General features: G+C 65.7%; 13 protein-coding genes. 3 read left to right on the top strand and 10 right to left on the bottom strand.

Annotated features, from left to right (window positions below; translation table 11 throughout):
* Nucleotides 1–168 precede the first annotated feature (168 nt).
* Genes ACFXN1_RS42640 through ACFXN1_RS42630 form a run of 3 tightly spaced genes read left to right on the top strand, consistent with a single transcriptional unit; the run spans nucleotide 169 to nucleotide 2,737 of the window.
* Nucleotides 169–924 (top strand): hypothetical protein, encoded by a 756-nt coding sequence (locus ACFXN1_RS42640; RefSeq protein WP_379446508.1) that lies wholly within the window; start codon nucleotides 169–171, stop codon nucleotides 922–924.
* A complete protein-coding gene (locus ACFXN1_RS42635; RefSeq protein ID WP_379446507.1) occupies nucleotides 921–2,060 on the top strand; it encodes a radical SAM protein in 1,140 nt (379 codons plus the stop codon). The genes ACFXN1_RS42640 and ACFXN1_RS42635 overlap by 4 nt, the downstream gene beginning before the upstream one ends.
* A gap of 5 nt (nucleotides 2,061–2,065) precedes the next feature.
* Nucleotides 2,066–2,737 carry a hypothetical protein gene (locus ACFXN1_RS42630; protein WP_379446506.1) on the top strand — a complete coding sequence of 224 codons (672 nt, stop codon included), beginning with the start codon at nucleotides 2,066–2,068 and terminating at the stop codon, nucleotides 2,735–2,737.
* Here the strand turns inward: ACFXN1_RS42630 and ACFXN1_RS42625 are convergent.
* The 10 genes from ACFXN1_RS42625 to ACFXN1_RS42580 all read right to left on the bottom strand — a co-directional run bounded on the left by ACFXN1_RS42625 (nucleotide 2,734) and on the right by ACFXN1_RS42580 (nucleotide 13,644).
* On the bottom strand, nucleotides 2,734–3,660 hold the full coding sequence (locus tag ACFXN1_RS42625) for a carbohydrate kinase family protein (RefSeq protein WP_379446505.1): 927 nt from the start codon (nucleotides 3,658–3,660) through the stop codon (nucleotides 2,734–2,736). The genes ACFXN1_RS42630 and ACFXN1_RS42625 overlap by 4 nt on opposite strands.
* A 5-nt stretch (nucleotides 3,661–3,665) precedes the next feature.
* Nucleotides 3,666–4,130 carry an NUDIX domain-containing protein gene (locus ACFXN1_RS42620; RefSeq protein ID WP_379446504.1) on the bottom strand — a complete coding sequence of 155 codons (465 nt, stop codon included), beginning with the start codon at nucleotides 4,128–4,130 and terminating at the stop codon, nucleotides 3,666–3,668.
* 548 nt (nucleotides 4,131–4,678) lie between these two features.
* Entirely contained in the window at nucleotides 4,679–5,563 is an 885-nt protein-coding gene (locus tag ACFXN1_RS42615) for a DUF4913 domain-containing protein (RefSeq protein ID WP_379446503.1), read from the bottom strand.
* On the bottom strand, nucleotides 5,560–7,410 hold the full coding sequence (locus tag ACFXN1_RS42610; RefSeq protein ID WP_379463901.1) for a type IV secretory system conjugative DNA transfer family protein: 1,851 nt from the start codon (nucleotides 7,408–7,410) through the stop codon (nucleotides 5,560–5,562). Before ACFXN1_RS42610 ends, ACFXN1_RS42615 begins: the two co-directional genes overlap by 4 nt.
* A 31-nt stretch (nucleotides 7,411–7,441) precedes the next feature.
* Nucleotides 7,442–8,731: a hypothetical protein gene (locus tag ACFXN1_RS42605; RefSeq protein ID WP_379442827.1), complete on the bottom strand. Its 1,290-nt coding sequence runs from the start codon at nucleotides 8,729–8,731 to the stop codon at nucleotides 7,442–7,444.
* Entirely contained in the window at nucleotides 8,728–9,534 is an 807-nt protein-coding gene (locus ACFXN1_RS42600; RefSeq protein ID WP_379442829.1) for a hypothetical protein, read from the bottom strand. Before ACFXN1_RS42600 ends, ACFXN1_RS42605 begins: the two co-directional genes overlap by 4 nt.
* Nucleotides 9,535–9,836: 302 nt before the next feature.
* Nucleotides 9,837–10,766 (bottom strand): hypothetical protein, encoded by a 930-nt coding sequence (locus ACFXN1_RS42595; protein WP_379442830.1) that lies wholly within the window; start codon nucleotides 10,764–10,766, stop codon nucleotides 9,837–9,839.
* 58 nt (nucleotides 10,767–10,824) lie between these two features.
* On the bottom strand, nucleotides 10,825–11,763 hold the full coding sequence (locus ACFXN1_RS42590; protein ID WP_379442831.1) for a hypothetical protein: 939 nt from the start codon (nucleotides 11,761–11,763) through the stop codon (nucleotides 10,825–10,827).
* A 43-nt stretch (nucleotides 11,764–11,806) separates the two neighbouring features.
* A complete protein-coding gene (locus ACFXN1_RS42585) occupies nucleotides 11,807–12,712 on the bottom strand; it encodes a hypothetical protein (protein WP_379442832.1) in 906 nt (301 codons plus the stop codon).
* Nucleotides 12,713–12,786: 74 nt separating this feature from the next.
* Complete coding sequence (locus tag ACFXN1_RS42580; RefSeq protein ID WP_379442833.1) at nucleotides 12,787–13,644, bottom strand: hypothetical protein; 858 nt, start codon at nucleotides 13,642–13,644, stop codon at nucleotides 12,787–12,789.
* Between the last annotated feature and the right edge of the window lie 84 nt (nucleotides 13,645–13,728).

The following is a 13,728-nucleotide window of genomic DNA, read 5'->3' as shown; positions in this document are numbered from 1 at the left end:
CTGAAGGATCACGCGGTGGCCACCCTGCTGTCCGGGGATTACGACAGACTCAACAGCCGATCGCTGCTGCTACACCACGCTATTGGACGCAACCCTCCCTGATCTGCGGAAGTTACCACGCACCCGCGCATACCAGTATGCGTTCAATACATATCTCGGGGGCGGTTCTTGGCATGGTCCGACCGGCGCGCACATCGGACGCTTGGACCGTCCGAAAACGCGCAGAGAAGGGAGCAGGCCGTGGCGCTTTTGTTGGTAGTTCCGCTGTTCGGCCCGCCGGCCGCGGGCAAGACCACGCTAACCATGGTGCTCGGCGGATACGATGGCAGGCGGGTCTTCCGCCTCCGCGAGCATGTGCCGCACAAAGTCCTATCGACCACCGCTGGCAGTAGCGAGCAATTGGGGTGGATCGACGATTACATCGTGGAAGCGACCCTCGGCGACTACTTCCGAGGTGTCGCCGATGATCCGGACGCGCACACGGTGCTGATGGACAACTTCCCGGGATCGGCCAATCAAGTCGGCCAATTGCTCTCGGTGCTCAAAGAATTCGATCCGCCCAGCCGTGTCGAGGCCGTCGAGGTCCACACCGATGCACGGACGTTGAAGCAGCGCGCGCAGAACCGGAAGGTATGCCACCGCTGCGAACGCGACCCCATCTCCGATCCGCGGCTGCCCGCGATCCCCAAACCCGACGACATCTGGGCCTGCTCGCGCTGCGATGGCGTCCTGCACCCACGCCGAGGAGATTCCCCGCGGCTGTTGCGCGCCCGCAGCCAGCGCTACCAGAACGCCGCCATCGGTATTCGCACGGCCTTCGCCGATTGGGGTATCGACGTCACCGATCTGGACACCACCACGACCATCGACGGCGCAGCGAATCTCCTTTCCCCCCTGCTTATTTCACGGAGTCCAGTTCAATGACATCGGTTTCCTTACCCACCCCCAAAGTCGGCGCCGACAGCTACGGCCACGCCCGGATGCCCCGCCGCATCCACATGCCCGAGCCCGAGCGCATCGACCCCGTCAAGTACGGCCGCTTCCGCAACGTCTACCTCTACATCACCGAAGCCTGCCAATTGCGTTGCGAACACTGCTATATGGGCGAGCGGCTCGATCGGGCGTTGAAGCTGGACCTGCCCGTGATCGTCGACTGGCTCAAGACCTGGCGCAAGCTCGGCGGCGGCAAGGTGACCATCCTCGGCGGCGAGCCGACGCTGCACCCGTACTTCATCGACGCTATCCGCGCGGCCGGCAAGCTCGGATACGAAGACGTCATCACCACCACGAACGCCCAGCTACCGGCGGCCAAGAAGTTCCGCAACATGGATCCCTCGGACTTCGCGTACGTCCAGGTGAGCCTGGACGGCGGCAGCAAGGCCACCCACGACGCGGTCCGAGGCCCGGACACCTTCGACACTGCGATGGCGACGACGACCGAGCTGACCGAGCGCGGATTCGACACCCGGATCATCTGCACGGTCAACAAGGCCAACGAGGGCGATGTCCTTCGGCTGCTCGACATCGCCGACGACCTGAACGTCAGCCTGGTCAAGTTCCATGTGTTCAGCACCATCGGAACCGGCCACGGAAATCCCGACATGGCGATGACGCCGCCGGAGTGGGTTGCCTTCTGCGACAAGCTCAATCAGGTCGCCCCCGAGTTCAAGACCAGGGTGTGGTACCAGCCGACCTACGTGCGCCGCGACCAGATCGACCGGCACGCGCGCGAGGGCTACGCCGGCTGCATCGGCCGCACGCTGGATCGCATCTCGATCTTCCCCGACGGCCGGGCGTACGTGTGCAGCTACCTATTCGACACCAAGATGAACTACGCCCAGATGACCGACGGGCAGGTCCAACTCAACCACGGCCCCAATGAATTCGAGCTGTTCACCAGCGTGCTGACCGAATCCAGCTGCGGGGGCTGCAAAGCCAGCGCCTGCATGGGCGGCTGCCCGGCCGAGGAACTCGTGATGGGCGCGTCTTCGTGCAGCGCCTACCCCGACATCGTCCCAGTGTGCCGGTTGTGGAAATCCAGCGCCAAGCCAGAGGAGTGAATGCCATGTACGAAACCAACATCGCCGAAGGGCTGGACCTGGCGGCGACCGCCTTGTGCGGCATCGACTGGAACGACATCGACGAGGTCGAAAAGGCCGCGCTCGAGTTCTTCGAAACGGTCGCTGCCGAGCCTGCGATCGTCCGCTCCCGCCTCGACGAACTGCCGCAGCGGCCGGAGCTGCTGGACCTCTGCGAGCACTACGACATCCTGGACAAGGTGGTGTTGTTCAGCGACGATGCATCCGGCGTCCGGATCCGGCTGCACCTGTTCCTGCCCGGGTACTACGACCGGCCACATAACCACCGCTGGTCCTACGCCAGCCGGATCCTGCGGGGCCAGTACCGGCACTACCTGTTCGGCAACGCCGAAATCGACGACCAGCTCGACCCCACGAAACTGCCTGTGTTGCAGGTGCGGGAGGAACCGGTCGGCGGCACGTACGCGCTGCACCACACGATGGTGCACGCCGTGGTCGCCCAGCCCGACACCGTGAGCCTGGTCGTGCGCGGCCCCGCGGTGAAGGACCGCTTCGTGGTCAGCGACCGCGACACCGGAGAAGCCTGGTGGCAGTACGGCGCGTTCAAGGAATCCGTAGCGGAGGCAGCGAAGAAGCGAATGACGCCCGCGCGGCTTCAGGAAGTCGTCGACCGCTTGAAAGGCTGGGAGCTGTTCTAGTTTGAGGAGGTTCGCGCCAACGACGCGATCACCGACTCCAACTCCAACAGCGTCGGAAGCGGGGCGTTCTGGTGCCGCACGCACCGGAGCGCCCCGCTGGCCGTGGCTAGCAGCAGGCTGCGCTCGATCGGCATGGCGTACCGCAGCCCATAGAGCAAGCCGCCGGAGAACGCGGCGCCGGCGCAATGTGTATGGCGCACCTGCACGCGAAACGCGGGCACCGTCACGATCCGCTCCCGGCTGGCGGCGCTCGCACCGTAGGCCCCGGCGGTGACCACCACCCAGCGCGCGCTGGTCTCGGTCAACAGCTGCTTGGTGACTTCCGGTACAGCGCTGCGAGATTCATCGTCGACGTTGGTTTGGATGATCAGGTTCCGGTAGCCGGCCAGCTCGATGCGCAGCGCCTCCGACAGGGGCGATCCGCCCAGATTGACCAGCAGCTCGGTGCCGCAGTCCCGCGCGGCCCGGACCACGCGCAGCGCCGCGGTTTCGATGAGCTGGTACGCATCGAGATACACCAGCGACGCCGTGCCGATCGGCGAAAGGTCGCTGCGGCTCAACTCGTCGGTGATCCCGGGCAGATGCGCGAACCATGTGCGCGTATCCCGTCCGTCGGCGACCACGACGATCTTCGGAGTCGTGACGTCGGTGCTGACTACAGCAGTGGAGGGCACGTGATGCTGCTGTAGCCAGCGACCGACTCTCCCGCCCACGTCGTCATTGCCGATCCTGTTGGCCACCAGAAGAGTTGGGACGTCCAGCGCGGCGAGAACCGCGGCCGTCATCGGGCCGTCCGCGGCGATGGACTCTTCGGTGGTCAGGATTTCGGCCCCGTGGTTCGGAGCGGGGAACTTCGGCACGCTCCACAGCTCGGCCGCCGCCAGGTAGCTGACGCACACGACCGGTCTGTCTTGCGTGGTCATGCGATCTACCAGCCGTACACCGAGAACTGCTCGCCAGCCTCGATGTGTTCGAGCGCGGTGCGGCAGTAATCGATCAGGTGATCAGGCAGTGCGCTGAGCGAAAACCATTCCAGCTCACTGCATTTGTCCGGCTCGCGGTTGACCGGATCATGTTCCCACTCGTCGACGAGGAAGAAGAACGCCACCCGGCCGCCCGAGGACGAGTTGTGCATGATGTGGGCGAACTGCACGTCTTCGGGCTTGATGCTGACGCCCACCTCCTCGTCGGCCTCGCGGACCAGTGCTGCGATGACCGATTCTTCTGCCTCAAGGTGCCCGGACGGCAGATGCCATGCTCCATCTTCGTACCCGGTGTTCTGGCGCTGGCCGAACAGCACCTGGCCGTCGCGACGCAGCAGCAGATGCACATCGCCAGTCACCTTGTGACGCGGCGGCTTTGCGACCTGGCTCGGCTGGATTGCCGTGTCCACAACCTCTCCCTTCAAGAACCTTCGCATGTGCGTTGAGCTGGACTGTTTCTGGGGAATCGTGTCGAGCGCACCGAGCCTAGTGCCATTCAGGGCGGTCGATTATGCGTCGAATGCATACCGAATGAGCACAACCGTGCATAGCCGTCGGTCCGGCGGTGATCCAGGCTAGCCAGAGGGCAGCTGAGCACGCGAGCATTGCTCACGACCTCACAAGAGGAGTACATGATGAAATACGAATTGCCGGAACGGATCCCGGGCACGCACTATCCATTCGACCACGCACCGGTCGATCTGCCGCCGCTTAAGGACCTGATGCACGTATTCGAGGCAGTCCAGCAATGGGCGGCTGCAGACTCGCGGCTCGGTTCATCACAGTCTGCTGACACCCCTGGTCTAGCCGAACGGTCGCGAGATAGACTCCGGCGGTCACAACTCGGCAGTCCACGACCGCAATCCGTTAGCTACGGCTTGCCAAGGCCATCGCTCAAACTCGGATTATTATCATGCCCAGATCGCAGGCAATAGACCTGCGAACTTGAAGGCAGATATCAGCTCGGCGGGATGCCACGCAGCACCCGGAAGTCAGGCCCGAATCCGAGCTCCTCGACCGGCAGACTCTCCCCGGGTGATTCGAACCACGCAGCCGGCACAGCGCCGAAGGGGAGGCCGGGCTGAGGTACATGCCGAGTGGGAGTGCATCGATGTAGTGGCCCCTGTGCCGCATCCAGGATGACCCGCATGTGGGGGTCGATGTGCGATGCGAACAGTGTGCTCATTGCTGTGCGGTCTTCGGTGATACGTGCGGCTTCGAACACAGCATGTAGAGCGGCGAATCGGACGGCCACACCGTGGTGTGCCCACCATTGTCGGCACCAGGTGTATTGGCCTTCACGGTGATTCGCGGCGACGCGCACTGCCGTCACCGGCAATAGCCATCGGTCGACGAAGGCGGAGTAGTGCGTGAATCGCGGTGGCTTGGTCTTGGGTTCGTTGCCGTCACCGTTGGCGGACGGCGGAAGTTTGGGTGGTCCGAACCATCCGGGCGGGACCGGGTCGGCGGACAGTGATTGCAGTGCAGTGTGTTTGGTTCTGGTGCATCGGTGCAGTGGGCCGTTGGCGGCATCGAGGATGATGCGCATGTGGGCGTCGATGTGGCTGAGCAGGAAGGCCGATATGGCGCCTCCAGATTGACTACGGCGTGATGCTTCGAATGCGCTGTATAGGTGAGCGATTCGCACGGAGACGGGACGATGTCGCCACCATTGCGCGCACCACGTGTAGGTTTGTTCGCGGTTGGCTTCGGCCAGGCGGACCGTGACGAACGGGAACAGCCATTTCTCGCCGAAAGTGACGAAGTCGGTATAGGCGGGGGGCTTGGGTGCCTTCTTGGCTGTTCCACCTTGCGAGGAGGCTGCCCCTGACGGTGTCGTCACGATAATGAATCTCCTTCTTGTTCAGCACTATTGGGCCTTCGAGGTTGTTTCACCAGCGACACAGTGGGTTCGAATTCGGCCAGGGAGGTGTTGACCATTGCCGAGAATTCGGGGTGGTCCCACCAGAAGACCTTGCGCACGAGGATCGGTTCGTGGTTCGGGAGCCGGACCAGGGCGCGGTCTTTGGGTAGCGCACCGAGTTTGGCGACGTTGAGGACGGGTTCGGCACGCCAGGAGACGGTGTGGTTGACCCCGCCGGGGCCGATGGAGCGGGAGCGGTCGGCGACGTCGTGCTCGTCGATCAGCTTCGACCATTCGTCGAGGTAGCCGACGGAGGCGATGTTGCCGCCGTAGAGTTCGATCGATTGGGCGCGCATGGTTTTCACCCCGTTGACGCCCCACAGGTCTTCGCCTTGTTCGAGGACCTGGATGATGGTCATGAGGATGATGCCGCAGCCGCCGCAGTAGGTGTAGTAGCTGGGGAGTTCACCGATGCGTGCGCAGTTGGCGGCCTCGTCGAGGACCGCGAGCAGCGGTACGGCGAGCCGGCCATCCACGCGTGAACGTGCCACGGCGAGTGCGGCTTCGAGGATCTGCCCGACCAATGCGGCGGTCAACGGTCCCGCGGAGTCGGGGCCGGTCATCGACAGTGCGTAGAGGGTGTCGTTGCTGTGGACGAACTGCGCGGGTTTGAACTCCGGCAGTGTGTGGGTGGCGGGTTCGCGTGCGACGTCGATGACGATTCCGTTGTCGCCTTCGTAGACGGTGAAGCGTTTACGGGAGGGTGGGGTGATCATGCGGGCGTAGGCGGAGTCGCTGAGCACGTTGAGAAATCGGCGGCCCATGTCGTAGAGGCCGTCCCTTTGTCTGGCGTAGAGACTTTGCGCGTCGAGGATTCGTTGGGCGGGCCGGTGGTGGCCGTGGTGGCGCAGGATCAGCTCCGGTGTCTGGTCCTGATCGCCGGAGAGCCATTCGGCCACATGCAGCAGGTCACCGCCGACACAGGCCGCGGCGAAGGCGTACAGGGCTAAAAGTTCTTGAGCGCCACCGTCGAAATAGGAGTCGACCTTGGCGTTTGCTTGCTGTGCTGCCGACCCGGAGGAGCCGCTGACGAAGAAGGCTGCCAGCTTGCGTGCGGCAGGCAGGTTGTTGACTTGGACGAGTAGATCGACCCAGAATCCGCATTCCGCGTGCCCGGTGACGGCCTGCAGGTCACACAGCCACACTCGACCTCGCTGGGAGCGCCCGAATCTGGTGTGCCGGTAGAGATCTGGCTTGTTACTCGTGGCCAGGGCAGGGCCCCATGCGGACAGTAGTCCGGGGATGGCCCAGGCCATGGTTTTGCCGGTGCGCTGTCCCGCGGCGATGAAGACGCCGAGTTCGGCGGGGACGAACAGTTCAACGCCGCTCACGACGGTACGTCCCAATGGCGGCCCGTGGCGCTGCTGCGCGTCGGCGGGTGCGTCCTTGAGTAGGCGGGTCGCGGCGGCGCGGTTGTCCTGGGCGCGTGCGACGGTGATGGTGCGTGGTCGGGCCATCGTTCTCGCCGCGGAGTCCAGCCGGCCCCGAGCGGGGATTCGACGGCGGACCATGAGGCCGGCGGATGCGCCTATGCCCGTGAATACGATTGCGGTGCAGCTGGATTGCCAGGGCCATGGGTGTCGGCCGAGTGCGAGTTTGAGCAGAGCGGCGACGGGGTTGGCGGTGACCGGCAGTCCTGCCCACCAGCTCCCTATGCACAGGGCCGCCCAGCCCAGCAGCGCGAGGGCTACAGCGGCGAGAAACAACAACAGCAACCATGCCTCTTCGCCGAGGCCGCCGGTGGTGCGGCGGCGCGTCTCTCTCACCGGCATTACGCAAGCCCCGGCGCAGCGGCTTTCATAGCTGCATCCCCTGTTGGATTTCCACTTCCGGGGGCGCGGGTGCCGGGAGGGCTAAGCCGGGTTCGGTCCAGTTGTCGGCGTCGGTGTCGGCGAGGACGGCGTCGATGGCCTCGACGATCCGCGCGCCGCCATCACCGTGGCCGACAGGCGAGTCGAGCACAGTCGGTCGTGCGCTGGCCAACTCGGCGCTCGGCTGGGAGGACTGATCAGAATGGGCCGGTTCGAGCTGGCGGGGGTGTTGGTTGCGCAGGGTGGCGGCCTCGGCGCGGGCGCGGTCGCGTTCGTCGGACAGTTGCGCGATGCGGCCCAGGCGCGGGTGGGAGGGCTCGGTGCTCCAGTAGATGCCGTCGCGACCGAGGATGTAGGCGCGATCGACATCGGGTCCGGGGACGCCGGCGCGAAGGGCGTCGCGGCGAGCGGAGGCCAGTCCGTCGCGCAGGGCTTCGAGGTGGGTGATGCGGGCTTGGTCGTCGTGTCCGTCGAAGGCGTCGGCGACCGTCGTGTGCTCGCAGGCGAGGTCTTGCACTTCGCGCAGGAGCGCGGCTTGCCGGAGCTCCCATACCTCTGATTGCGCGTAGTTGTAGCTGATCGGCGCGTCTCGGACGGCGCGAGGCAACAGCATGCGGCGGGCCTCGCGGCCGGTATCGAGATCTCCAGCAGTTTCTTCGGTGCCCAGCGCGTCTTCGGTGGCGGCGATGATGTCGCGGACGTGGTCGAGACTGGTCACCGTCGAGGCAGAGGCATTGTTTCGGGGTGCACCGAGGGTGCGCTCCACGGCGGTGCGCGCATCAGCTTCAACGCCGTCGTAGTGGGGCTCACTCGCCAGGGCGCGACCGGGCTCCAGGTTCGGGAATCGGCGGGCCGCGTCGAGGATCGAGTCCGAGGGTGCAACGTCGCTGCCGTGGCCGGTGATCGCGCGTGCTTGTTGCAGGCTGCGCCACAGGGTGTCATCGACGGTGAGGTCTCCGGCGCTGCGGGCGCGGGCGAGTTGGTCGAAGTTTCGGCGGGCGAGGTCGGGGCGGACTTCCCAGCCCATGACGGCCGCTTGCAGCGTCTCCCACATGCGTCGGTGGTCGGCGGATTGGTGATGGCCCCACCGCATGGCGAGTTCGTCTGCGCGCTGGGTCATTTCGGCGGTGTCGGCGGGTGTGTCGCCGAAGGGCGCGATTTCGCGCAGCTGGTAGTACTTGGCGAAGTCGGCGCGCAGTTGTCGTTCGCTGTGGTCGGCCGAGTCGGAGTAGTAGGCGGGGTTGGCGTACCCGACCGGTTCGGTGATCCAGGTCATGGTTCGAGCTCGCCTTCTGGTGCGGCGTGGGGGTGCTCTAAGAGCGGGATGGCAGGCGGGGCGGGATCCTCGGCCGTGGGTGGGTCGGCGCCGGTCATCGCGACCTCGACCGCGGTGCCGATGTCCGCGCCGGTCCGGGGGCGGTGCTCGGCCGGGTCGGGGGCGTCGAGGGCGTCGAGTACGTTGGCGGTGGCGAGCACGGTGTTGGCGTGACGCAACTTCGCCAGGGAATCCAGTTCCCGGACCGCGTCTGCGTGGCTGGTGATCCAGTGGTGGTCATCGACTTCGCCCAGGAGTTCGCGCAGGGAGACTTCTTGTCGGGAGACCGTGTCTCCGAGGGCATCGATGGCGGCCTCGGCGGTTTCGAGTCGCTGGGTGAGGTTGCGGATCTGTTCGGCTTGCTCGGCGTTGTGGTTGCCGAGGTCGAACAGTTCGCGGCTGAGGTCTTCGAGGCGGCCGAGGAGTCGATGGGCGGGCTGTTGGTCCCAGGCCAGGCCGCTGCTGCCGATCTTGTCGGCGTCGTCGATGGCGGCGGAGTCGACGCCTGCCTGCGCGGCGTCGATGCGGGCGGCGTGCAGGTCCTCGGCGATGCCGTTGACGTACATTGCCCAGCGGGGCCGGGGGTCGCTGATGTCGAGGTCGTGGGCGACGGCGTTGGCCATCCAGGCCGCGCGCAGGAACGCCGCGTTCTGGACGGCTTTGAGTTTCGCCGCGTGGATCGCGTCGACGTCGCCCGGTCCGAAGCGGTGAGCGATCGCACCGTCGCGCAAGGCTTGGGGCACATCGAATTTCGCGTCGTACAAGCGACGAACAATCGGCCACAGGTCTTCTGGCGAAACGTCGCCGGAACCTGCGCCGCGTGCATGTGTTCGTGGGGTCGATCCCGACGGGTCGGAGGGTCTTTCCTGCTTGAGCTCGGGATCGGGTGCTGAGTGGTCGAAGTATCTGTCGGACACCATGTTTCCGCCTTCGCGGTTGCGTGATGTCCCTCGCGGAATGGGTTCTGGTTGTTCTCACGATGGTCAGCGCCAGCGCCACCGTGAGCGGGATATCGTTCGGGGCCCTCTCATGCCGAGTCCGTGGTCGAGCAAAATTCACCAGTCGTTCAGGGCTCGGGTCCAGGGCTGGGTGGAAGCGGGGTTGCGGTGGTGTCGGCGGGGGGCGGCTCGGGTGCCCATTGCCAGTACGTGTCGGCTTGTATTGCCACGTCGACCGCGATTTCGATGTCCCAGTGCGGAGTCGGTGGCTCGAAGGGGTACGCGCGCAGCGTCTGTGCGGCCTGGGTGATGAGCTGTTCAGGGGTGGGTGGCTGGATGTCGCCCGGTGTGAGTGGATGTTCGCCGTGGTAGTCCGCGTCCAGGTAGGGCGGGACGGCGGAGGCGGGGTTGGGTTGCGCGTATTGCCGCCACGCGAACTCGAGCGTGAGGTTGTCCCAACTGTTGACCGCCACGGCCGTAACCTGCTGCAGGTCAGCGTTGTCCGATGAGCCCCACAGCTTCTCGGCATCAGCAGGAGTGAGGTGCGCGGCGTCGGCGAGGGCGCGGACCCTCAGGTGCAGCAGTTGCATGTTGTGCTGGTATTCGGCTCGGGCGAACGGGGCTGTGCCGAACTCGTAGGAGCCTTCGGTTTCGCGGAGTTCTCGCGCGGCGGCCACGTACGCCATCCGTTGCAGGTTCCACACGTCGACGCTGAGCATGTCGAGGTAGAACTGTTGGGCTTCACTCGCTGGCGGCTGGGACAGATCCGGTGGCGGCGTCGGGGAGTATTCGGCGCCGACGGTGCGGGCACGCTCGATCCAGGGTTGCGGGATCCCGGCCGACAACGCGACGCGCTCGGTCGCTTCGCGCACAGCTGAGAGGGCGTCGAGGTGATCGAGCCAGTCCTTCGTGCCGTCGCCATCGGTACCGTCATAGCCAGCGGCCCCGAGGGCCTCGATGCGCCGGAACTCTGCCGCGTAGTCATGTACCTGCTGCAGCAGATCGATCTTCCACCGCTCGATCGGCTCCGGCGGCGGCTCGAAGTCAGGGCCGGTCATCGCGGTCGCTCCGACTCGCCACATGTCTTATGCCCCAGAATAACTCGGCTCGCGGTGCTCATGGCTCCAACTCGCTGTCGGCACGACGCTCGTTGTTCGGGCTCGACGTTTCCGAGACCGGACGGTTCTCAGCCGCCCACTCGAGCGAGGGTTCCTCACCGGGCAGGGCGGCTTCTACAGCCGCACTGATCGCGGCGCTGTGCGCGTGGTCGAAGAATTCCGGGTCGGCGAACGCGTTATGGGCTTCGTTGAGCATTTGCTGCGGCAGCATCGGCATATCCGGTAGCGGAACCCCAGGACCGTGTTCGCCGGCGCGGCGCAGTCTGCCCAGCGACTTGCGCGCAGCGTTCGCGATGGCTGGATCGCCGTGGCCGCGCCAGCGGGTATGGAGTTCTCCGAGGTCTTTGTCTACGAGGTAGTGCGCGACGCGTTGCTGCCACTCCTGCGGTGTCACGGCCCACAAGACCGCGCGTTCCCGCGTGCTCATGCCGATCGATGCAGCGGTGCGCCCAGCCCGCATCCACACCGCGACCATGTTTCGGCGAAGCTGTTGTGTCACCGCCTGTTCCATGTCGGACACTGGCTCGTCGACGGGCCGGGTGTGCAGATACGCGGCGTGGACAGCCGCCATATCCTTGAGCTGTTCGACGTCATCGGCAACCCGCCGCATCGTGCTGCGGCGTGCGCGGGGTGCGGGATCGGGCAGCGGCTGACCCTCACGCCAGGGGTAGCCGCGTTGTCCCAGAGTTCGGACACGATCGATCCACTCGTCCGGTACACCCGCGGCGCGGGCCATGATTTCGGTCAGGTCCCTGTCGCGGTCGACCGTGTTGATCTCGGTGATCGCCTGCACCGAGGTTCGCGCGTCGCCACCGCTTTCGTACATCTGCTGCAGCAGCTGGCCGCTACGCAACGCCAGAGCTTGGATGCGTTGCAGCAGCGCGACCTGATCCGCCGGGATATTTCGTGCGCCTGCCGCGCGGTGCGGTTCGGTCACAGCGACCTCCCCCCTCCGCTCGCGTGCCGAACGACTCGGCCACTCACGGTTCGGCCCCGGCTGACGGGCCTGTGTGCGGAAGCGAATTGTTCGACACGTCAGGGGATTCGGGGATCCATCCCAACTCGGCCTCGACGGGAAGCGCCGCATCGATGGCGGTGTCGATCGTGTGCGCAAGGGCGGCATCGTCGCTGGCATCGAGGGCGATGGAGATCTGCTCGTATATCGCGCGGGGTGAAGGGATGGGTTCCGGGGCGAAAGCGTCGGCAGGATCGATGCCGAGGGCGCGCAAGTCTCGGTGCGCTTCGTCGGCGAGCCCGGGCCAGGCGTAGACACGCCAGCGTTCTTCCAGGTCTTGCGTGTCGTAAGTGTCCACGGTGGCGGCCAAGACCCGCTGCCATCCGGTGGTATCGGTGGCCCACATGCCCGCGCGTTCCTCGGCGGTCAGCGAGATCGCGTGCGAGACCGCGGTGGCGCGCATCCACACGGCGGCCATGTTGCGTTCGAATTGAGCGGCTGCTTCGGAATCGGTTCCCGGGCCGATGGTGCCGGGATGCAGCGCCCCGACCACGTGGAGGGCGGCCATGTGCTGCAGTTGCCAGGTATCGGCCACGACATCGTCGATCATCTTCTCCCGCACAGGGTTTCCGGATCGCGCATCGGAATGCACGCGAAATCCCCTGTTGCCGAGCAGCCGGGCGTCATCGATGTGTTCTGCCGCGATGCCGATCGCGGTGGCGTGGGTTTCGACTTCCTCGCGGGCATCGGCCAGCAGATGTAGCTGGGTGCGCCACGCCAACACCGCAGCGTCCCCTCCCCCGGCGCCGGTCTGATATCCCTGGTGTAGGACACGGGCGCGATCAGCAGCCAGGTCCTGGATTCGCTCGAGTAGCCGTAGCCGCCAGGCAGGCTCACCTGCCATTGCGGTTGGCGGATTCGGTTCGGTCATTCACTGCTCTCCTACTCGCATCTGCGTGTTGTGCAATGGTTTTGATCGACCCGCGGGCGCGGGAGTTCCCGAAGTCAGGGTTCGGGGCCTGGCGCCTCGAGCAGCGGAGGCCGGTACTCGCCCGGCTGTCTCGCGATGTCGTCGAGTCCGGAGCCTGGGGGTTGCTCACCGTTGAGTGAGGCTGCGGCGACCGCTTCGGCGATCGCTTCGCCGTTCCCGGCGTCGATCGGGACCGTTGCCGCGTCCGTGTCGTCCGCGAGTCGCTCGACGGGATGTTCCAGGCTGCGGTGGGCGGCCCCGACGAGGTCCACCGATGTGGGATAGGGCGGCACGATCCGGTGCTGCTCGGCGATCGGCAGCTCGGCCAGAAGTCGTGTGTGGTGTGCCTCGGCCGGTTCGGACAGGGTGAGGTCGCGGTCACGCCAGTCGGTGAGTGCGCGGTGATCCCAGGCTCGTACCGTGGCGACGGCGGTGTAGGCCGATTCGGGGTTCGTCGGCCAGATCTGTTCTCGTTCGGCGGCGGTGGGATCGAGCAGCGCTCCGATCCTCGAGATGCGGTTCCAGGACGCGTCCATGTAATCGTTCAAGGCGCCGACGGGCCAGAGTCGCTGTCCGTTGGCGTCGAAGATCTTGCCCGTCGCGGCGACTGCCAGCGCCAGCCGCAGCGTGCGGGCCTCGGCACTGACGTTCTCGATCAGTGCACGGCGGTCGACGGGTTCGGGGGTCCGCCAGTATTTGTGCACGTCGTGCAAGGTCGTGGAGTGCTCACCTTTGGTGCGTACGTGGGTGATCCAGTTCTCGGGCACTCCCCCGGCCCGCGCGATACCTTCCAGTTCGCGGCCCCGCTCGTTGTGGCGTTGGTAGACCGAGTAGAAGGCGTCGGGCGCTATGGTGCCGGTGACCTCACCGAATTTTCGGTGCGCTTCGAGCATGTCCGTGCACTGTTTGGCGGTGTTTTGTATCTCGCGCAGGACCACCTTGTGCGCTGGGCTTGGCGCGGTGAGCTGTGTTGGCTC

Origin of the sequence: Nocardia sp. NPDC059154 (assembly GCF_042755705.1) — a bacterium.
Taxonomy (GTDB): Bacteria; Actinomycetota; Actinomycetes; order Mycobacteriales; family Mycobacteriaceae; genus Nocardia.
The sequence above is the reverse complement of the archived record's forward strand: the minus strand, read 5'-3'. Positions and strand labels throughout refer to the sequence as shown.

What these genes read in the sequence shown, in the direction of transcription:
- ACFXN1_RS42635 (WP_379446507.1), top strand. Translation starts at nt 921, where the DNA reads ATGACATCGGTTTCCTTACCCACCCCCAAAGTCGGCGCCGACAGCTAC.
- ACFXN1_RS42630 (WP_379446506.1), top strand. Translation starts at nt 2,066, where the DNA reads ATGTACGAAACCAACATCGCCGAAGGGCTGGACCTGGCGGCGACCGCC.
- ACFXN1_RS42625 (WP_379446505.1), bottom strand. Translation starts at nt 3,660, where the DNA reads ATGACCACGCAAGACAGACCGGTCGTGTGCGTCAGCTACCTGGCGGCG.
- ACFXN1_RS42605 (WP_379442827.1), bottom strand. Translation starts at nt 8,731, where the DNA reads ATGACCTGGATCACCGAACCGGTCGGGTACGCCAACCCCGCCTACTAC.
- ACFXN1_RS42595 (WP_379442830.1), bottom strand. Translation starts at nt 10,766, where the DNA reads ATGACCGGCCCTGACTTCGAGCCGCCGCCGGAGCCGATCGAGCGGTGG.
- ACFXN1_RS42585 (WP_379442832.1), bottom strand. Translation starts at nt 12,712, where the DNA reads ATGACCGAACCGAATCCGCCAACCGCAATGGCAGGTGAGCCTGCCTGG.
- ACFXN1_RS42580 (WP_379442833.1), bottom strand. Translation starts at nt 13,644, where the DNA reads ATGCTCGAAGCGCACCGAAAATTCGGTGAGGTCACCGGCACCATAGCG.